Origin of the sequence: Arcobacter rhizosphaerae (assembly GCF_049472155.1) — a bacterium.
Classification (GTDB): domain Bacteria; phylum Campylobacterota; class Campylobacteria; order Campylobacterales; family Arcobacteraceae; genus Arcobacter_B.
Map to the genome: position 1 here is coordinate 53,776 of NZ_JBMOVW010000006.1, position 20,006 is coordinate 73,781.

General features: G+C 27.4%; 20 protein-coding genes. 10 read left to right on the forward strand and 10 right to left on the reverse strand.

From position 1 onward, the window contains the following. Window positions 1–14 precede the first annotated feature (14 nt). The 3 genes from ACH5BH_RS10455 to ACH5BH_RS10465 all read right to left on the reverse strand — a co-directional run bounded on the left by ACH5BH_RS10455 (window position 15) and on the right by ACH5BH_RS10465 (window position 2,628). Entirely contained in the window at window positions 15–593 is a 579-nt protein-coding gene (locus ACH5BH_RS10455; RefSeq protein ID WP_404303786.1) for a superoxide dismutase, read from the reverse strand. 74 nt (window positions 594–667) lie between these two features. Further along, on the reverse strand, window positions 668–1,519 hold the full coding sequence (speB, locus tag ACH5BH_RS10460; protein WP_404303784.1) for an agmatinase: 852 nt from the start codon (window positions 1,517–1,519) through the stop codon (window positions 668–670). A 2-nt stretch (window positions 1,520–1,521) separates the two neighbouring features. Continuing rightward, complete coding sequence (locus tag ACH5BH_RS10465) at window positions 1,522–2,628, reverse strand: FtsW/RodA/SpoVE family cell cycle protein (protein WP_404303783.1); 1,107 nt, start codon at window positions 2,626–2,628, stop codon at window positions 1,522–1,524. 19 nt (window positions 2,629–2,647) lie between these two features. Here ACH5BH_RS10465 and ACH5BH_RS10470 point away from each other — a divergent pair, with 19 nt between their 5' ends. From ACH5BH_RS10470 to ACH5BH_RS10505, 8 genes are all read left to right on the forward strand, one after another. Then, window positions 2,648–3,634, forward strand: a complete 987-nt coding sequence (locus ACH5BH_RS10470) for an RluA family pseudouridine synthase (protein ID WP_404303781.1) — start codon at window positions 2,648–2,650, stop codon at window positions 3,632–3,634. After that, a complete protein-coding gene (locus ACH5BH_RS10475) occupies window positions 3,582–4,853 on the forward strand; it encodes a hypothetical protein (RefSeq protein ID WP_404303780.1) in 1,272 nt (423 codons plus the stop codon). The genes ACH5BH_RS10470 and ACH5BH_RS10475 overlap by 53 nt, the downstream gene beginning before the upstream one ends. An 11-nt stretch (window positions 4,854–4,864) precedes the next feature. Then, on the forward strand, window positions 4,865–6,061 hold the full coding sequence (gene trmB / locus ACH5BH_RS10480; RefSeq protein WP_423298304.1) for a tRNA (guanosine(46)-N7)-methyltransferase TrmB: 1,197 nt from the start codon (window positions 4,865–4,867) through the stop codon (window positions 6,059–6,061). After that, a complete protein-coding gene (locus tag ACH5BH_RS10485; protein ID WP_404303777.1) occupies window positions 6,058–6,720 on the forward strand; it encodes a cell division ATP-binding protein FtsE in 663 nt (220 codons plus the stop codon). Before trmB ends, ACH5BH_RS10485 begins: the two co-directional genes overlap by 4 nt. Continuing rightward, window positions 6,707–7,525, forward strand: coding sequence for a cell division protein FtsX (locus ACH5BH_RS10490; RefSeq protein ID WP_423298305.1), 819 nt, complete (start codon window positions 6,707–6,709; stop codon window positions 7,523–7,525). Before ACH5BH_RS10485 ends, ACH5BH_RS10490 begins: the two co-directional genes overlap by 14 nt. Next, window positions 7,518–8,810: a murein hydrolase activator EnvC family protein gene (locus tag ACH5BH_RS10495; RefSeq protein WP_423298306.1), complete on the forward strand. Its 1,293-nt coding sequence runs from the start codon at window positions 7,518–7,520 to the stop codon at window positions 8,808–8,810. Before ACH5BH_RS10490 ends, ACH5BH_RS10495 begins: the two co-directional genes overlap by 8 nt. Before the next feature lie 86 nt (window positions 8,811–8,896). Continuing rightward, the gene (locus tag ACH5BH_RS10500) at window positions 8,897–9,706 is read left to right on the forward strand and encodes a DUF234 domain-containing protein (protein WP_423298307.1); all 810 of its coding nucleotides are present in this window, start codon (window positions 8,897–8,899) and stop codon (window positions 9,704–9,706) included. Beyond that, a complete protein-coding gene (locus ACH5BH_RS10505) occupies window positions 9,706–10,779 on the forward strand; it encodes an FkbM family methyltransferase (RefSeq protein WP_423298308.1) in 1,074 nt (357 codons plus the stop codon). Before ACH5BH_RS10500 ends, ACH5BH_RS10505 begins: the two co-directional genes overlap by 1 nt. Before the next feature lie 65 nt (window positions 10,780–10,844). Here ACH5BH_RS10505 and ACH5BH_RS10510 read toward each other — a convergent pair whose 3' ends face one another. Then, the gene (locus ACH5BH_RS10510; protein WP_423298309.1) at window positions 10,845–11,270 is read right to left on the reverse strand and encodes a DoxX family protein; all 426 of its coding nucleotides are present in this window, start codon (window positions 11,268–11,270) and stop codon (window positions 10,845–10,847) included. A gap of 121 nt (window positions 11,271–11,391) precedes the next feature. On the opposite strand from ACH5BH_RS10510, the gene ACH5BH_RS10515 reads away from it, so the two are divergent. Then, window positions 11,392–12,012 (forward strand): Type 1 glutamine amidotransferase-like domain-containing protein, encoded by a 621-nt coding sequence (locus tag ACH5BH_RS10515; RefSeq protein WP_423298310.1) that lies wholly within the window; start codon window positions 11,392–11,394, stop codon window positions 12,010–12,012. On the opposite strand, the gene ACH5BH_RS10520 is transcribed toward ACH5BH_RS10515, so the two are convergent. The 5 genes from ACH5BH_RS10520 to ACH5BH_RS10540 form a co-directional block, all read right to left on the reverse strand. Then, window positions 12,009–13,838 carry an ABC-F family ATP-binding cassette domain-containing protein gene (locus ACH5BH_RS10520; protein WP_423298311.1) on the reverse strand — a complete coding sequence of 610 codons (1,830 nt, stop codon included), beginning with the start codon at window positions 13,836–13,838 and terminating at the stop codon, window positions 12,009–12,011. The genes ACH5BH_RS10515 and ACH5BH_RS10520 overlap by 4 nt on opposite strands. A gap of 71 nt (window positions 13,839–13,909) precedes the next feature. Further along, window positions 13,910–14,488: a nucleotidyltransferase family protein gene (locus ACH5BH_RS10525; protein WP_404303761.1), complete on the reverse strand. Its 579-nt coding sequence runs from the start codon at window positions 14,486–14,488 to the stop codon at window positions 13,910–13,912. Continuing rightward, entirely contained in the window at window positions 14,475–15,365 is an 891-nt protein-coding gene (locus ACH5BH_RS10530; RefSeq protein WP_423298312.1) for an XdhC family protein, read from the reverse strand. Before ACH5BH_RS10530 ends, ACH5BH_RS10525 begins: the two co-directional genes overlap by 14 nt. A gap of 3 nt (window positions 15,366–15,368) precedes the next feature. Further along, entirely contained in the window at window positions 15,369–17,504 is a 2,136-nt protein-coding gene (locus ACH5BH_RS10535; RefSeq protein ID WP_423298313.1) for a xanthine dehydrogenase family protein molybdopterin-binding subunit, read from the reverse strand. 1 nt (window position 17,505) lies between these two features. Next, the gene (locus ACH5BH_RS10540; RefSeq protein ID WP_423298314.1) at window positions 17,506–17,961 is read right to left on the reverse strand and encodes a (2Fe-2S)-binding protein; all 456 of its coding nucleotides are present in this window, start codon (window positions 17,959–17,961) and stop codon (window positions 17,506–17,508) included. A 138-nt stretch (window positions 17,962–18,099) separates the two neighbouring features. On the opposite strand from ACH5BH_RS10540, the gene ACH5BH_RS10545 reads away from it, so the two are divergent. Next, window positions 18,100–18,717, forward strand: coding sequence for a TetR/AcrR family transcriptional regulator (locus ACH5BH_RS10545; protein ID WP_404303754.1), 618 nt, complete (start codon window positions 18,100–18,102; stop codon window positions 18,715–18,717). 59 nt (window positions 18,718–18,776) lie between these two features. On the opposite strand, the gene ACH5BH_RS10550 is transcribed toward ACH5BH_RS10545, so the two are convergent. After that, a complete protein-coding gene (locus tag ACH5BH_RS10550; protein ID WP_404303753.1) occupies window positions 18,777–19,964 on the reverse strand; it encodes a tetrahydrodipicolinate N-succinyltransferase N-terminal domain-containing protein in 1,188 nt (395 codons plus the stop codon). Between the last annotated feature and the right edge of the window lie 42 nt (window positions 19,965–20,006).

Sequence of the window (20,006 nt, forward strand, 5' to 3'; positions counted from 1 at the left end):
AGTTGCCCTTTTTTTTAGTTTTCTAAATTTTGGGCTACAAATTCCCAGTTTACTAATTTCCAAAAGTTTTCTAAATATGTAGGTCTTGCATTTCTACAGTCAATGTAATATGCATGTTCCCATACGTCACATACTAAAAGAGGCTTTAAACCTTCTACTATTGGAGTGTTTGCATTTGATGTTGATATAATACTCAAATTATTGTCATCATCTTTTATCAACCATGCCCATCCTGAACCAAAATGAGTTGTAGCTTTATTAATAAATTCTTTTTTAAACTCTTCGATTGAACCAAAAGTTTCTACTAATTTATTTTCTAAATTTGTTGGTATTTGTTTTTCATTTGGACTTAAACTATTCCAGAAAAAATCATGATTGAAAACCTGTGCTGCATTATTAAAAACACCACCATCAGAAGTTTTAATAATTTCTTCTAGTGATAAATTTTCATATTTTGTATCTTTAATTAAATCATTTAATTTATTTACATAAGTTTGGTGATGTTTTCCGTAGTGGTACTCTAAAGTTTCCTTTGACATCAAAGGCTCTAGTGCATCCATTTCATAAGGTAGTTTCATTAATTCGTGTGTCATATTCTTATCCTTTCGCATAAATTTTTCTACACAAAATAATGATACTTTTTTAACCTTAAAAAGAAGTAAATCTGTTATTTAATAGTTGCTAATACTAATTCTCTTAATGTTTTACAGGCAACTGCCGTTGAAACGCCACTTGCATCATGTTTTGGGCTTAACTCAACAACATCAAGACCTACAACATTTTCTAATTTTGATAAAATTCCTATAATTTCTAACATTTGATGAAAATTTATTCCACCTGGTTCAGGAGTTCCTGTTCCTGGGAAAACAGAGGGATCAAAAACATCTAAATCAATAGAAATATATACAGGTTTGTTTTTTAAAGCCTCTACTCTACTTTCAAGTGTGTTATAAGTAAATTTTTCTAAGTGCGCATGAGTTTTTGCCCACTCAAACTCTTCTTTTAATCCACTTCTAATACAAAATTGATTTAATCTTCCATCTCCCAATAAATCATAAACTCTTCTAAAAACTGTAGCATGAGAAAATTCTTCACCTAAATAATCTTTTCTTAAATCTGTATGAGCATCAAAATGAATAATATTTAAATCTTTGTATTTTTTGCTCAATGCTTTTATTGGGGCATAAGATACTAAATGTTCTCCACCTATCATAATAGGCTTTTTATCAGAAGCTACTATTTCATCTACTATTTCTTCAATCATTGCTAAAGCACTCATTTTGTCACCAAAAGGAAGCTCTAAATTACCATAATCAAACAACTTTAAATCTTCTAAATCTTTATCTAAATAAGGAGAATAACTCTCAATTGCCCAAGACTCTTCTCTCATTGCACTTGGTGCAAACCTAGCTCCAGGTTTAAAAGATGTTGTTCCATCAAATGGTACACCAAATAAAACTGCTTGTGAAGAACTAAAATCGTCTTCAAAACCTATAAAAGTATTACTTTGAGCTTTCATATTTATAATCTCCTCTCATAATTATACATATCCATGTATCTAAAAGCTAATAAATTTTCTAATATTGCGAATATTATCGCAAAATTAATAAAAGAACTTCCACCATAAGAAAATAGTGGTAAAGGAAGTCCAACTACTGGTGCAAAACCAATAACCATTAAAATATTCACACTCATATTAAAAAATATTAATAGTGCCAATCCAGAAGCAAAACACCGTATGACGTAATCATCTTTATAATAATAGTTCATACTAAGCAAATGCATTATTAGTAAAGCATAAATAAAGATTAAACCTAAAGAACCTAAAAAACCATATCTCTCAACAAAGTAAGCAAAAATAAAATCACTTGTAGCAATTGGTAAAAACTTCAATTGAGTTTGGGTTGCATCTTCACTTACTTTTCCTACAAGACCACCTGAACCAATAGCAATAATTGATTGTTGGACATGATAACTTGGTTTTTCAGAAATAAAATCTTTAATTCTTTTCTTTTGATAATCTTTAATTAAATATGTATAAATCAAAGGTGAAGCTAAACCTATACTTAAAATAATTGTTGCCCAAATTTTCCAGTTTACACCTATAATAAATAAAATACCATAACCTACTAAAAGCATTACAAGAGCTGTTCCAAGATCAGGTTCTTTGGCTATTAAAATAAACGGTAATAAAATATAAAATGAAAAATATAAAAAATCTTTCACTCCATAACCATATTTTGGTGGAGGTCTATTATGTATTAAATAACCTAACATCAAAATATAGATAGGTTTTATTAGCTCTGAGGGTTGCATTGTTGTATTTAAAATAGGTACGGGCAACCATCTTTTTGCACCAAGTTTTGTTACTCCCCAAAACTCTACAGCTAAAAGCAATGCTATTCCTACCCAATATAAAAATGGAATTAGTCTTAATTTTTTCCTAATTGGTAAAATAAACACAAATGCAAAAGCAAATAATGAGATTGAAAAATAAATTAATTGTTTCTTTGCTAATATTTCATTTGTTTCACTTATAAGATGGTGCGATAAAAACACCAAAGGTAAAACAAATATCAGTAATAAATAATCAAAATGGGATATAATTCTCTTATCAAATAAACGCATAGTGAAAGAGTATCTAAATATGGATAAAATTTTTATTGTTCAAGAAGCAAATAGACTAGATAAATTTCTCGCATCACAAATTGATGCATCTAGAAACCAAATAGAACAACTTATAAAAAAACAGTTTGTTAAAGTAGATGGTAAGACCGTTAGTAAGACAGGTCTTAAGTTAAAAATAAATCAAGAAATTGAAGTTCATTTTCCACAAACAGAATTAAATCCTGTAAAAGATGAAACTTTTGTAAAAGAATCTCTTGAAGGAAAAGATGTAAAAGTTATTTATGAAGATGAACATATTTTAGTTATAAATAAACCTTATAATCTTACAGTTCATGATGCCCCAAGTGTAAAAGATGCGACTTTAGTAGACTGGTTAAAACTTAAAAATATATCTTTATCTACTATTTCAGGTGAAGAAAGACATGGAATAGTACATAGACTTGATAAGGGTACAAGTGGTGTTATGGTGGTTGCTAAAACAAATGAGGCTCATATTGGTTTATCAAAACAACTTGAAGATAAATCTATGGGAAGATACTATCTTGCAATCATTGATTTACCTTTAAAAGATAATATGATAATTGAAAAACCAATTGGAAGAAATCCAAATAATAGACTTAAAATGTCAATAGAAGTAAGTGGAAAAAATGCAAAGTCTGCTTTTTCAAAAATAATGCAAAGCAATAATGAAAAATATGAACTAATTGCAGCAAAACTATTTACAGGACGTACACATCAAATTAGAGTACACTTAGCTTCGATAAATAGGCATATACTTGGAGATAATTTATATGGTTTTAAGGGCGATTTAAATAAAATAAATAGATTTTATTTACACGCATATAATTTATATTTAACTCATCCTATAACAAAAAAACAGATGAGTTTTAAAGCAGAATTGCCAAATGATATGAATGACTTTTTAAATAACAACTTTCAAACGGAGATTTTAAATGACAACATTGGTGAAAACAACATCATTAACAGCTTTAGTTCTTTTACTTAGTGGTTGTAGTATAAACAACCTAAACACTCCTATTAAGCCTAAAATTGATGATACTCTTGAAGTAATTGATAATAACTCTATCAAAGCTATTTCAGATATTACATCTATTGCTTTTGAATGGAAAAAAGTAGAAGACCCAAGAGTAGTTGGATATAACTTCTATAGAGCTAATATGCATAAAGATGGAAGAAGATTAAAACTTATTGAAAGTTTAGACAACAGATATACAACTCACTTTGTGGACAAAAACCTAGAACCAAATACAAAATATGTATACCAAATCTCTTCAAAATCTAGGGATGGAATGGAATCAAAAACTACAAAAGCCTATGTTGCTTCTACAGCAGCTAGAGCTTTACCTGTAAGTTTTGTTCAAGGGATAAATGATCTTCCTAATAGAATTAAAATTGTATGGAGACCACATCCTGATTTAAGAATTGAATATTATAAGATTCAAAAACTTGATGTTAAAAATTCAAAATGGCTTACTTTAAAAACTATAAAAGGTAGACTTAACGCTGAATACATTGATACAAATCTTGGAAACAATGAGACTTTTAAATATAGAGTAATTGCTTATACTTTTGAGGATATTGCTACACAACCAAGTAAAGTTGTAACTGCAAAAACAAAACCTTTACCAATTGGTGTACAAAACCTTCAAGTATCTATAAATCAACCTAAAAAGATTGTAATAAAGTGGGATCCAAGTCCTACAGAAGATGTTTTAAAATATGTAATTTACAGAAGTCCTTTTCAAAGTATTGGATATACAAAACATAAAGAGTTTACAAAGAATACTTTAGACTATACTGATCACATTGATGAAGATGGGAAAAGTTATTACTACAAAGTTTATGCCATAGATAAAGACTTTTTAAGAAGCTCGGATAAAATAGATGGGAAAAAAGGTATGACTCTTAGTAAACCATCTAAGCCAGTGATGACATTAGCCCAAATTCAAGGTTCAAAAGCTATATTAAACTGGTCTGCCGGAGATAATAGAGCTGTTTCTTATAATGTTTACAAAACAACAAAAACAGGCTTTTGGGAAAGTAAAACTGAAAAGTTTACAGATATTAAAGGTCTAAGATTTGAAGACAATAATATCATTAATGGAGTACAATATAAATACTCTATTCAAGCAAATGACACTTATGGATTAATTTCAGATAAAACTGATGAAGCTGAATTAATCTTACCAAAAATTCAAAAATAGTAAAGAAGAAAATGCCGCATATCGTATACAAACAAACAGACCTAGTTAAAACACCATCATCTTGTGATGGTGTTGATTTTAAGTTTATTGCAAAATCATATAATTTTACACAGAAAAAAAGAAATACAGAGTATAAAATAGCTGTACAAAAAGATAATAGAGATTTTTTATTAACAGTTAGACCTAAAGATGAAAATCAGATGGTTAAATTTGATAAAGTTACAAGGGTTTCTCCCGTTAGTGTAGTAAAAGATGCTATAAATAGTTATGCAAAAGCAATTGAAGCTGATATTGTTTTTTCAAATACTAACAATTTTTCAAATAAAATAGTTCCTCAAAATAAATATATAAAAGATATAAACTATTTTGTTGATGAGTTTGATACAGACAAAGAAATACAAATTGAAATTGGATTTGGAAGTGGTAGACATCTGATTTATCAAGCAAAAAACAATCCTAATGTACAGTTTATAGGTTTAGAAATTCATACACCATCAATTGAACAACTATCAAAACAACTTGAATTACAAGAAATTGAAAATGTTTTAATTGTAAATTATGATGCAAGACTATTTATGGAATTTATTAAATCAAATAAAGTTGGTAAAATCTTTGTTCACTTCCCAGTACCTTGGGATAAAAAACCCCATAGAAGAATCTACTCAAATGAGTTTATAAATGAAGCTTTAAGAGTTTTAAAAATCGGTGGAACACTAGAACTTAGAACTGATAGTAGAAAATACTTCGACTATTGTACTGAACTTCTTACAAATCTTCCTAAAGGAAGAATTACAATTGATATTAATAAAGATTTAGAAGTATCTAGTAAATATGAAGATAGATGGAAAAAAATGGGTAAAAATATCTATGATGTAGTTTTAGTATCTTCACAAGAAGATGAAGCTATTGATATAAAGCCAGATTTTGACTTTGATTTTGAAATTGAGGACTATTTACAACTTATAGAAAATATTCCTACAAAATCTATAGTTGAAAATGGTTATTTTGTTCATATTGAAGATATTTTTACTTTAGAGAATAAAGAGAATTCAGGAATGATACAACTTACAATGGGTAATTTTGATAGACCTGTAAGTAAATATATTTTAGTTGAGGAAGGAAAGGTTTCTTATTATCAAGGAAGTCCTATTCCTACAAGCTCTAACCTAAATGCACATAAAAAATTAAAAGAGATTTTAAGTAAATGATTGAAGCTAAAAATATATACTTATCTTATGATGATAATAAATATATTATAAAAAAAGGTAACTTTACTATTAAACAAAAAGAGTTCATCTTCATAGGTGGAAACTCAGGTAGTGGTAAATCTACTTTATTAAAATCATTTTATGGAGATATTCCCTTAAAACATGGTAGTTTAAAGATTGAAGGACAAGAAGTATTTGGTATTGGAGGTAAAAAGCTAAGGGTTTTAAGAAAAGATATTGGAATTATATTTCAAGACTACAAACTTATTAGTGAGTTTACTATTGAAGAAAATATAATGATTCCTCTTAAAATCAATGGTTACTCAAATGAAGTTTCAAGAGATCAAGCAAATAAGCTTTTAGCTCATGTAAGACTTTCTCATAGAGCTGGATATTATCCAAATGAAATAAGTGGAGGTGAGCAACAAAGAGTAGCAGTAGCACGTGCTTTAGCCCATAACCCTAAAATAATTATTGCAGATGAACCAACTGGAAATTTAGATGATTATTCTGCTGAAGTTGTTTGGAATTTACTTAAAGGTGCAAATGAACAACTTGGTATTACAATCGTAGTTGTAACACATAGAGTACCTAAGAATTTAGGAATAAAGTTTAGACAGTTGTCTTTAGAGGACGGTATGATATATGAAGTTTCTTAAGAATATTTTCGCTTTTTTAATTCCTCTTACAGCAATGCTAATTACTTTTTCAATCTATTTATTAATAGATAATGTGGTAGTAAATTATAAACAAAGAATAGCAAATGATTATTCAATAGTAATAATTACAAATACTCCACTTATTAAAGAAAATATAAATACGCTAGCAGGAATTGATGTAGAAAAAATTCAAACTCTAAAAAAGAACCGTATTATAAATAATATTAAGTCAAATTTATCTGATACTTCAATCAAATTATTAAAAAGAAAACTACCAAACTTTTATCAAATATTTTTAGAAGAGTTTCCTACAACAACCCAACTAGAAAAAATTAAAAATACTTTACTTCAAAATAAAAATATTAGGAAAGTAGAAGTATTTTCAAAAGACCATAATCAAACATACCTTTTACTAGTTTTATTAAATAGTATTACATTTATTTTATTTTTTATAATTACAATTTTTGCTATTATTATCATAGCAAAACAAGTAAAACTTTGGTTTCATGAACACAGTACAAAAATAGCAATTTTGAGACTTCATGGTGCTTCTATTTTATATAGTGCCTCAAGTGTGTTAAATTATGCTATTCTTAGTTCACTATTTTCGTTTATAATTGTTGGTGCATTTTTATATTATGTCTCTAGTAACATGATGGTTATTTTCCCTTATGAACTTATGGATATAATAGATGTTAAGATAGACTTTTACAATGAATTGTTTAAACTATTTATACTATCATTTGGTATATCTTTGTTTACAATAATTGGCGTTTTACTAAAGTATAAAATTAACAATGATTAAAATATTTATAACAGTAATTTTACTAAGTACTTTTTCATATACATCTACAAATTCTATAGATAAAAAGATTCAAAACAATAAAAAGATTTTGAATAATAATGTATCAAAAAAAAGAGCAACTACTCAAAAAATAAATGAATTATCAAAAAAGATAAATAAGCAAAATGACAATATTTCAAATCTTGAAAAAGATATAAAAAGAATAAATGCTGATATAGAAAAGCATACAGAATTACTTGAAGAATCAAAGAAGAAAATCTCATTATTAAAAACAAAATCTTCTAAACTTATCAAAAAAAAGAAAACAAATGAAGAACAAATAGTAGATACGATTATTGAAGATTTTTCAACCTCAATTGCTTTAAAACTTGCTTCAAAAGATAGTTTAAAAGAACTAGTTGATAGTGAGATATATACTATACTTTCTGAAAATTCAAAAGATGAAATATTAAAACTTAATAATAACTATGAACTTCTTACAAGTAATACAAAAGAAAATCAAAAAAAAATCAAAAAAATTTCATCTTATATAAAAGAGAGACAAGAGACTAAAAGAACTCTAAATACTTTAAAATCTAAACACTCTAAATCTCTTACAAATTTAGAGAAACAACATCAAGAATATCAAGAACAATTAAAAGAAGTTGTAAGAAAACAAGAATCTTTAAAAAGTTTACTATCAAGACTTAATATTTTAAAAAAAGAAGAAATACAAAAAGAACGTGAAAGAAGAGAAAGAATAAGAAGGTTATTAGCAGCTAAAAAGAAAAAAGAAAAAAAATCTAGCTCAACTAAAATAGAAACAGCTCAAGATAGAAACCAAAGGTACGCACAAAAACTAAATCTTGATGTAAGAAAGATAGGTTCTTCAACTTCTGGTGTTAAAATCACAAAATACAGAGGAAGTAAAACTATTGCACCTCTTAAATCTTTTAAAGTTGTTAAAAAATTTGGTACATATTATGATCCTGTATATAAAATCAAACTATTCAATGAATCTGTTGTTTTAAAAACAAAAAGACCAAAGGCGAAAGTAGTTTCAGTATTAAATGGAAAAGTAGTGTATGCGAAAAAAAATGCAGGAATGCTTGAAAATGTTGTGATTGTACAACATCAAAATGGATTACATACAATCTATTCTCATTTAGATGAAATTGCTCCTACTTTAAAAGTTGGGAAATGGATAAAAAAAGGCTATGTGGTAGGAAGAGTTAATAATAACTTAACTTTTCAAGCTACTAAAAACTCTTATCATATAAATCCAAAAGATTTATTTAAAATATAAAAAAACAAAGGAATAACATTTTTTTAATCGACTTATCAACAAAAAAGCAGTTTGCGCTTTTTTGTAAAAAAAACAATCCAAAAGATATGCAAACAGCAATAAAGTACTTTAGTGTATTTGGTGGATATGACTTAAAGATTGATACTACTAAACCCTTAGAAGAATTAATAAAATCTCATATTCTAAATAACTATGAAGAATTAAAAAAAGAAATACACTTACTTACGGGTGGCTATCATATAGATCATGCAGTATTAACAGGTATTGCATTAAGTGATAGAAGAACTAATGCTTCTTTTAAAAGAGCTCATGTAAGTTTTGAAGAAGGAATGACTTGTGTTGATAACCTTTGTGACAAAGGTATTATAGAAATTGAATCATCATTTAACTTTTTAGCTAAAAAAGTAGATAATAGTACTATTGCTAAAAAACTTTTATTTACCACACCATTTTTAAGATTTTGGTTTGCTTTTATTTCTCCTATTTATAAAGGAATTAGAGATAGAAAATATACTGAATTTAATGAGAGATTTAAAAACAACTTTACACAATTTCAAGAGTTTATTTTTGAAGAATTATGTATGGAATACTCAAGAGATTTCTATGAAAAAGATGGAATAAAAGACTTAGGTAAATACTGGGACAAAACAAGACAAATAGATGTAATAGTTCAAACAAAAGACAATAAAATAATCGTAGGTGTATGTAAAAACACTACCTCAAAAATCAAAAAAGCAGTACTTACAAAACTAATGCAAGATTGTAAAGACGTAGGAATACAAGCTGATATATTTATGATATTTGCTAATAATGGTTTTACAAGTGAACTAAAAACTATGAAAAGTGAAACACTAAAACTTTTCAATGCAAAAAGTCTAAAATTACTTACTCAATAATGAAACTAGTAGATTTCGATTATGAAAACAAAAAAGATAAAGAGCTTACACAGCTTTTTATCAACTCAAAAGATATAAAAAAATATATTTTAGGTATAAATAAATTTGGAAAAGCAGTTATCAAACATATCCATGTTGATGGCATAATAGATGACTTTACAAGAGTTCAAAGTTCAAAAAAGAAAGATATTTTAAAAATAGAAGATATACCTAAAGAAAACTCTATAATATTAAGTGCTTCAACAGGAAGCCCACTTGAAGTAAAAAATAAATTAGATGAACTAGGATATAAAAACTTTAACTATCTTAGCTTTTATTATTATAGTAGCTTTCAATTACCCTCTCCTATTTTTATGGGTGATTTTAAAGATGACTTTTCTAAAAACAAAGATAAATATAAAAAAACCTATGAGCTTTTAAAAGATGAAAAATCAAAAAGGATTTTTGAGAAAGTAATAAATTTCAAAATAAGCTATGATTTAGAGTTTATGAAAGGTTTTACAAATGACCATGAAAATCAATACTTTGACAAAAAAATAATACCTCATATAAAAAATATAAGTTTTTTAGATGGTGGTGCTTATGTTGGTGATACATTAGAATATATACTTAAAAACTATCCTGATTATAAAAAAATTTACTGTATTGAGCCAAGCTTACTTCATATAAACATAGCAAAAAGAGAAAATCCCAATTTAAAAAATGTAGAATTTATAAATTGTGGATTAGGAAATAAAACTCAACTTATAGAAGATAACTTACAAGAGCCTCAAAATAACTGTAGGCATGACTATCAAACACAAAATATAAACACCGTAGATAAGCTTATAAAAGAAAAAATAGATTTTATTAAGCTTGATATTGAAGGGGATGAAATAAAAGCCCTAGAAGGTGCTAAAAACACCATAAAAGAATATCATCCTATTTTAGCTATATGTATTTATCATAAAGCAAGTGATTGGTATGAGGTTCCAAACTTAGTGTTAAGTATTAGAAATGACTATGATATATACCTTAGACACTATATGGAAGGTATATACGAAACTGTTATGTACTTTATTCCTAAAATATAATAACTTTAGATAATAAACAAAATCTCTTATAAAATTTAAGTTTATTATCTAAATATTTTTTTAAACTACTTGTTTTTTAATAATTTATCATCTACACTTATTTTACCTGAACCAAAAGCAAATAATACTATAAGTATTGATATATAAGCTAAAGGAACTTCAACACCAAAATTTGATGCAGCAAAGCCATTATTTATATTTACTAAAAAAAATGCTACTACCATAGTGAAAATTAATGGTATACTTATAAATCTAGTTAAAACTCCTAAAACAAGTAAAATACCACCAATACCTTCAACAGCCATAACTAAATATAAATTTATCATTGGAAATGGTAAATCAAGTTTATCAGAAAATAGTACTACATAATTGTCAAAACCTTGTACTTTTTTAATAGCATATACTAAAAATGTCCCACCCATAAATAATCTTAATAATAATAAAGCCAAGTCCTCAAATACTCTTTTTTTGTTAAATAATAATTCAAACATAATCATCCTTTTTTTAATTGCAGACGAATAGTAATATTTTTTTGTAAAGAGTTTATTTACAAGTTATTTAGTAGAGTTTTTATATTATAATAAATTTAATTTTCTAAAAAAGGTTTAATAAATGAAACATCTGTTTTTAACTTCTTATTTTTCAAATACTACTAATATATTTCTTGATTATATAAAAGATAATAACTTTAAAGTAAAAAAAGTAACTTTTATACCTACAGCAAGTAAATTTGAAGAAGTAGACTTTTTTATCAAAGAAGCAATAGATTTTTTTAAAAGTATTGATATTGAAATAGATATATTAGAATTATCTACTTCATCATTTGAAGATATTAAAAATAAACTTGAAAATAATGATTTCATTTATATAGGTGGAGGGAATACATTTTTTTTATTAAAAGAACTAAAAAGAACTGGAGCTGATAAAATTTTAATAGAACAAATAAATTTAGGTAAACTATATGTTGGAGAATCTGCGGGTAGTATAGTTTTATCTTCGAGTATAGATTATATTCATTATATGGATAGTAATGAAGAGGTAAAATTGAAGAATTTTGACTCTTTAAATATAGTAGATTTTTATCCTGTCCCTCATTATCAAAACTTCCCTTTTGAAGAATCTACAAAAATGATTATAGAGAAATATCACAAGTCTATAAATCTACTTCCTTTTAATAATAATGAAGTTATCATTGTAAATGATAGTAATTATAAGGTTATAAAAAAGACCTAGATTTCATCTAGTCTTTTTTGATATTCTTCTTCAATCTCATCTAATTCATGTTGATTTATTTCAAGCTGTTCAAACTTATCCTCAACTAATTTTTCATTTTTTACTACTATTTGAGAAAGTTCGATAACTTTACTATTATCACCTTCATTTGAAGCTTTTATAAGCTCTTCTTGTTGAGTACTTACTTCATCTTCAAGTTCCATTATTTCATTTTCTAATTTTTCTAACTTTTTCTTAAGGGGTGATGTTTTTTTGCTTCTTTCTTGAATTATTTGTGCTCTTAATTTTTTATTCTCTTTTTTATTTACTTTTGGAGGTGTTTTCTCTTTTTTTTCTTCTTCCTCTTCTTCCCAACCGATTTTCTCTAAGAACTCATCATATCCTCTATCAAAATAAGAAGCTGTTCCTTTTGAAAAAATAATAAGACTATCACAAACTTCTCTTAAAAGCTCTTCTGAGTGAGTAACTATCAAACATGAACCATTAAAGTTTTTTATAGCTTTTATTAAAGCATCAATTGACTGCATATCAAGGTGATTTGTAGGCTCATCTAAGAAAAGTAAATTTACATCGGTTGCAAGTATTTTACCAAGCATTACTCTACTTTTTTCTCCACCTGATAAAAGAGATATTTTTTTCTTGATATCATCACCACTAAACATCATAGACCCAGCAATACCCCTAACAGTTGATTCTGCTAGTTTTGCATTTCCTAAATATATTTCATCCATAACTGTATTTTCAGGATTTAAATGGTCTATATTTGTTTGTCCAAAATGTCCAAGTGTAGTTGAAGTATGAAAATTAATTGTACCACTTAAATTTTTTAGTTCACCTGCAATAGTATTTAAAAGTGTAGATTTACCCTTACCATTTTTACCAATAATTCCAATAGTTTCACCTTTTTTAAGTGTAAAAGATATATCTTGAAATAATAAGTTAGTTTCATCATAACCAAATGAGACATCTTTTACATCTAGTAAAACTTTTGCTTGAGTATCTTTATAATTAAAATCAAAATCTAAAGTAGCTTCATTCTGTAAACTAGAAAAGTCTTCCATTTTATCAAGCTCTTTTTGTTTTGATTGAGCTTGTGCTGCTGTTGATGCTCTTGCTTTATTTTTTGCAATAAACTCTTCAAGCTCTTTTCTTTTTCTCTCATTACTAGCTTTTTGTTTTTCATAGTGTTCATCATTTGCTTCAAGCTGAGCATAAAACTTATGAGTACTTCCAGGAATTATCTCTAAGTTTTTTCGTACTAAGCCCATAGTATGAGTAGTAACACTATCCATAAAGTCTCTATCATGAGTGATAATTATTACTTCCCCATCAAAAGATTTCAAAAAGCTTTTTAGCCATCTTAAAGATACAATATCTAAGTAGTTTGTAGGCTCATCAAGTAATAAAAGGTTTGGTTGAGTTACAAGAAGTTTTGCTAAATTTATTCTGATTTGATAACCACCTGAAAAACTTTGTGGTGATTTATCTAAGTCTTCATCCGAAAACCCTAACCCAAAAAGAATTTTTTCAACTTTGTATACATTGTATTTATCTTCTTCATTTAAAGCTTTAGCACCCTCTTGCCTTATTGTCTTTTCAGTAAGTACTAAATGCTGTTTTAAAGCTCCTATCTTATAATTTTTAGGTATGTTTATTTCACCATCATCAGGATGTTCTTCTCCTAAAATGATTTTAAATAAAGTAGATTTTCCACTACCATTTCTTCCTACTAAACCTACTTTATTACCTTTATTTAGTCTAAAGTTTAAATTTGTAAATAACTCTTTATTTGCAAAGCTTTTTGAAATATTTGAAAGTTCTATCATAACCAGTCTTTTTGTTAGTTTTAAATTAAAGTGAGATTATACGTAAATAGTATTTACAAAGTGGTTATATATTACTTAATTAATTTAATATAATCTTCTTTAGTATCAATATCTATAGCTAATGAATCCTCAAGCTCTATACTTATGTAATTTTCTTCTTTTATTAGTTTTTTTGCCCCTTCATGACCTTTAAGATTTTTCAATGTATGAATATACTCTTTAGGAAAAACACAAGGAACTCCAATACTTTTATTATATTTTGAGCAAATAATCATATCTTTTACTTCATTTGATTTTTTAATGAGATTTTTTAAATGAGATATTGGAAGAAGTGGCATATCACATAACATAACTAAAACTTTTTGAGTTTTGCTAATTTGAGAAATGCCAAAACTCAAAGAAGATCCCATTCCCTCTTCATAATTATTATTTATTTTATACTCAACATTTAAACCCTTTATTTCATTTATACATTTATCTGCATTATGACCTAAAACCACTAATATATTTGAAGTTAAAATCATTGCTTTTTTAGTAGCTATTTTTAAAAGAGATTCATTCTTAAAAGTTAATAATTGCTTTGATTCTTTCAATCTAGTAGATTGTCCCGCAGCTAAAATTAATACGGTAAGATTATTAAATTTTTCCATTTTTTCTCGCTTCTATTTGTGAACATATAGAAAGTGCTATAGATTGATGAGTGGTTCCTCCAATATCTAAACCAACAGGTGCATAAAATCTCTTATCATTTTCTAAGTTAAATTTATTTTTTTTCTTTTGCATATTTTTTTTATTACCTAAAACACCTATATATTCAACCTTTGATTTAAGTAAAGCTTCTAAATAAATATCATCTTTTGTAGGGGAATGACTTAAAATAACAGAAGAGTTATAAGTAGTTAAATCCATGTTACTTATATCTTCTATTTTATCTAATTGTATTAAATAATCTGCATTTAAAACTGTTTGCTTTTTTATATTTGTATCTATAACTGTTGTTTGCCAACCCATTAAATTTGCCATTTCAACCAAAGAAGTAACATGATCTCCTGAACCAAATATCAATAAGGAATATGGAAATTCTATACTTTGATAGAACAAATTATTTTCAAACTTTATTTCACTTTTTTTATCTAAAAAACTATACTCATTTGTATATATATTTCTAACTAAAGTTTTTCCAATATTTACTAATGCCTCACCTAAAGCTGAATAATCATCTTCATAAAAAAATGCTTCTACTAAATAATTACTTATTCCATGTCCTGACGATTTTGATTTAGGTTCATTTTTAAAAAATATTATTTCTTTACTATTTAAAGTTTGTTTAGATAAATCTAGTATTTTCTTATGTAATGCCGGACTTCCTAAAACACCAACAGATTCAAAGTTTGAATTTATTAACATCATATTTCCAGACTTGGCATAAGTAGAGCCAAGTGTATTAACTACGCTTGTCACTACAATATCAAGTTTATCTTTTTTGCTCTTTTCTATAAAACTTAGATACTCTTTATTATTAAACATAACTTATCCTATTTTAATAGGCATTGATGTATAAAGTTTTTTTGTTGCATCGAATATTGCATTTGGTACAGCAGCTAAAATAGGAGGAGTACCTGGCTCACCTATACCTCCAATTTTTTCTCCTGAATTTATTATACTAACTTCAATATCAGGTGCATCAGAAATTCTTGTTACCTTATAATCATAAAAATTACTTTGTACAGTTGCTCCTTTTTTAATAGTAATTTCACTATTTAATAAAGTTGCTAAACCATAATTTATTCCACTTATCATTTGATTTTCCACATTTTGGGGATTAAATGCAAAACCACAATCAATAGAACACCAAACTTTTTCAACTTTAAAGCTATTCTTTGTAACCCTAACTTTAGCAACCTGAGCACAAATTGAACCAAAAGATTCAACTATTGCTACACCATAACCTACATTCTTTTCTTTTTTTCTCTCTTTCCATTTAGAGTTTTTTGCTACATCATCAAGTAAATCTATAAATCTTTGGTTAGTAAGCATTGATTTTCTATACTCTATTGGATCTTTTTTTGCTAAATATGCAGCTTGATCAATACTACACTCTACAGTTTGTGCAGATTGAGTATGCCCTACTGATCGCCACCATAAAACAGGAATTGGTGACTCTACAATATGTGCTTGCATGTCATGGTTATCAATACTATATGGATGATTAACTAAGCCTTCTTTTTGTGCTCCATCAACGCCATTTGAGTATCCAAATGCTTCAAAAACTGAACCTTTGAAAATAGATTGACTAACTACTTTTGCATCAAAGGCTGTAATATCACCATCTTCATCAAGAGCTAATTTTACTTTATTTTTATACTTAGGTCTATAGCTTCCAAGTTTTATATCATCTTCTCTTGTCCATAAAGTTAATATAGGATATCCTTCATCTTTAGCAACAAATAAACCATCTTTCACAAAATCAAGATTAATAGCCCCTCTTCTACCAAAAGCACCTCCCAAATATGGTGTGTTATATGTAATATTTTCTGATTTTACTTCTAATATTTTGGAAGCAGCATTAAAAGCTAATGTTTGAGATTGAGCACTTGACCATAAAGTTGCTTTATTATTTTTGTGTTCAACAGCAAAACTTAAAGGCTCCATAGCAGCATGAGCTAAAAATGGAAAATCATAATCAAGTTCTATTATATTTTTTGCTTCATTAAATGCTTTTTTTGAATCTCCATCTTTTCTCATAATAGAACCCTCTTTTTTAAGTAAAGAAGTATATTGCTTATCTATATCAGAACTACTTACGTTTACAAAACTACCTAAATCCCAATCCACTTTAATTTCATTTAATGCTTCTTTAGCTATGAACCAACTATTAGCAATAACAGCAATACCTGAGGGAATCTGCTTAACTTTTATAATATCTTTATTGTTATTAAGTGCACTAGCATCATAACTTTTAACTTTTGCACCAAAAACATCTGGATGTAAAACAGCAGCATATTTTAAATTATTTGCTTCTATATCTAAGCCAAAGTTTGCTTTGCCTGTTACTTTTTCCCAAGCTTCTTTAGAATGTCTTGCATGAGGCTTACCAATTATCTTACAATCTTTTAGGTCTTTAACTTTAGGATTATTAGGAACGTTTAAAGAAGATAAATCTTTTACTAATTCTCCATAAGAAAGCTCTTGTTTTGTCCTTTTATTAATTACTTTTGCTTTCTTTGTTTCTATATCATAAACTCTTACTTTCCATCTTTTTGCTGCAGCTTCTTTTAACATTATATTTAAAGAAGCTCCAATTTTTCTCATTTCTAACTGTTTTGCAATAATAGAAGAGGAACCTCCCGTAATCATCAATGGTCCCCAAAGATGATTATAAACAGGAGCAACTGTTGCTGGTTTTATATTTATATCTTCCAAATTTACTTCTAATTCTTCTGCTATACACATAGCAAGTGTTGTATATGTCCCTTGACCCATTTCTACTTGACCTATAATAAAACTAATTGTATTATCTTCTTTAATTTCAACAAAAGCATTTGGTTGTAAACTCTTATCTTCTTTTTTTATAGTTTGAGCTTTTGATTTTTCTGGAATATAAAATCCTATAACAAAAGCTGACGTTACAATAGATGAAGTTTTAATAAAATCTCTTCTTTTCATATTACACCTCCTTTGCAGCAATTTTTATTGCTGTTTTAATTTTATTATATGTACCACATCTACAGATATTTCCATTCATTGCTTGTAAAATTTCTTCATCATTTGGATTTGTATTTTTATTTAAAAGTGCTGTTGCATTCATTATTTGTCCAGGTTGACAGTATCCACATTGAGCTACATCTTCTTGAATCCAAAATTTTTGTAACTTCTTTATAGTTTTATTTTTGGTATTTTGTATAGTTGTAATCTTTGAATCCCCTATATTTTTTAAAGAAACGGAGCAACTTCTTATAGCTTCTCCATCTTTAAGTACAGTACAGGCTCCACACTGACCTACTCCACAACCAAACTTTGTACCTTTTAAACCTAAGTGATCTCTTAAAACCCATAATAGTGGAGTATTATCATCTACATCAACACTATAACTCTTTTCATCAATAATTAGCTTTTGGCTCATTTAATTTCCTTTTAGATTTTATTTTCAATTTAAAATAATCTTCATTCATTTTTAGTTTATAAAAAGCTATCTTAACAATAAATTAAACTAAACCGTATAGTTTAGTTTAAATTGTATATTTTTTGGTATAATTAAAATATGAGAAAAACAAGAACACTAAATCAAGAAAAAAAAGAAGCTATTTTAAAAGCTGCCATAGAAGAGTTTTTTATTAAAGGATATGATGCTTCATCAATGGATAGTATTTCAAAAAATGCGAATGTTTCTAAAGCAACTGTGTATAATCACTTTAAAAATAAAGAGGAATTATTATTATCAATAGCAAAAATATTTAAAAGCAGAATTGAAAATAGTTTTAAATACACTTATAGTAATGAAAAAAATATTACAGAACAACTACATGAAATAGCACAAAAAGAAATGAGTTTTTTAAGCTCTAATGAAAACATAAAACTTATTCAAATTATGACTATAATAATGATTCAAAAAAATAGTATTGGTCTAAAAATAATTGAAATATTAAATGATGACTGTTTAACAATGACATCAAGTTGGTTTGAGGAAGCAAAACAAAATGGAAAACTAAACTTTAAAAGTTCAACTTTTGTATCTAAACAATTTATTGGTATGATAAAATCTTTTGCTTTTATACCACAACTTTATGGTGCACCTATATTAAATGAAGAAGAAAAAGAAGAAGTAATAAATAAAGCAGTTGAAATGATAACTACTCTTTACTCAGTAAACAAGCAATAAAAAAAGACAAGATAAAATCTTGCCTTTTTTAGTGTGCTAGTTTAACTTTTATTTTTATACTAGTGTAAATCAGCGTTTAACTTAACTTCTCTAGTTGATCTCATAGCAATTGTTTGACCTGTAGTTGAATTTACTCTAAAGTGAACTCCATTTACTCCTAAGAAATCACTACCTTTCATAGTAGTAGAGATTTCTTTATCTGGATTAATCTCTTTTAATGCAGCAACAGCTTTTTCAGATAATGTGATTTTAGTTCCTGGTAAAATTGTTACACCTGCATCTAAAATACAACCATCACCAATAGCAGTTCCTGTACAAGAGTTAGCACCTAATAATGTGTTTTCTCCAATAGTAACAGGTACACCATCAGTTCCTGATAATACACCAAGAATAGAAGCACCACCACCAACGTCAGATCCAGCTCCAACTTTAGCAGATGATGAAATTCTACCTTCAACCATTACAGCACCTTCTGTACCAGCATTGAAGTTAATATAAGCAGCACCAGGCATAACAGTTGTTCCACCAGCTAATTGTGCTCCAAATCTAACTTTTGAAGTCTCTAAAATTCTTGTATTATCAGCAGGAATTACATGAGATAAGAATCTTGGGAATTTATCAACCATATCAATAGTTGGCCATTTATCAGCTAATTTTAATGCAATTTCATTTTCTCTTAACCAGTCTAATTCAATTGGTTGATTACCAACCCATGCACAATTATGTAACGCTCCGAAAATTCCATTTAAGTTTAAGCTTCTAAGTGCTGCTTTTCCTGTTGATAAAGCATATAACTTTAAGTAAGCTGTTTCTACAGACTCAACCGCTGTATCTTCAAAAATAAATACAACTCTGTAATCCTCAGCAGTTAATCCTGAATCAATTGGTAATGAAGCTAATGTAGAAATAACTTGAACATTTTTATGATCTTCACCCTTTGCTTCTGGAATATAAGGTCTAAATGCTTCTACACACTCAGCTAAGAAAGTATCAGAAATTTTACAAACTAACTCTGATTTTGAAGTATCAACATCTTCTCCAGCTTTTTTAAGTGCATTTAATAATACCGCCGCACTTCCATAATTTTCTTCCCAGTTAATTAATGGGTAAGTTGCTTGAAGAATTTTTTCAGGGTTTAACTGCCCTCTATCAATTCTTGCTATACCAAAACCAATAGGGTTTTTATACCACTCTTGACCTTGAACGTCTTCTACTAATTTTTTGAAATCTTCTTTTGTATAAGCCATAATATCTCCTAAAAATTTTGCCGATTATACAATAATTTTTCT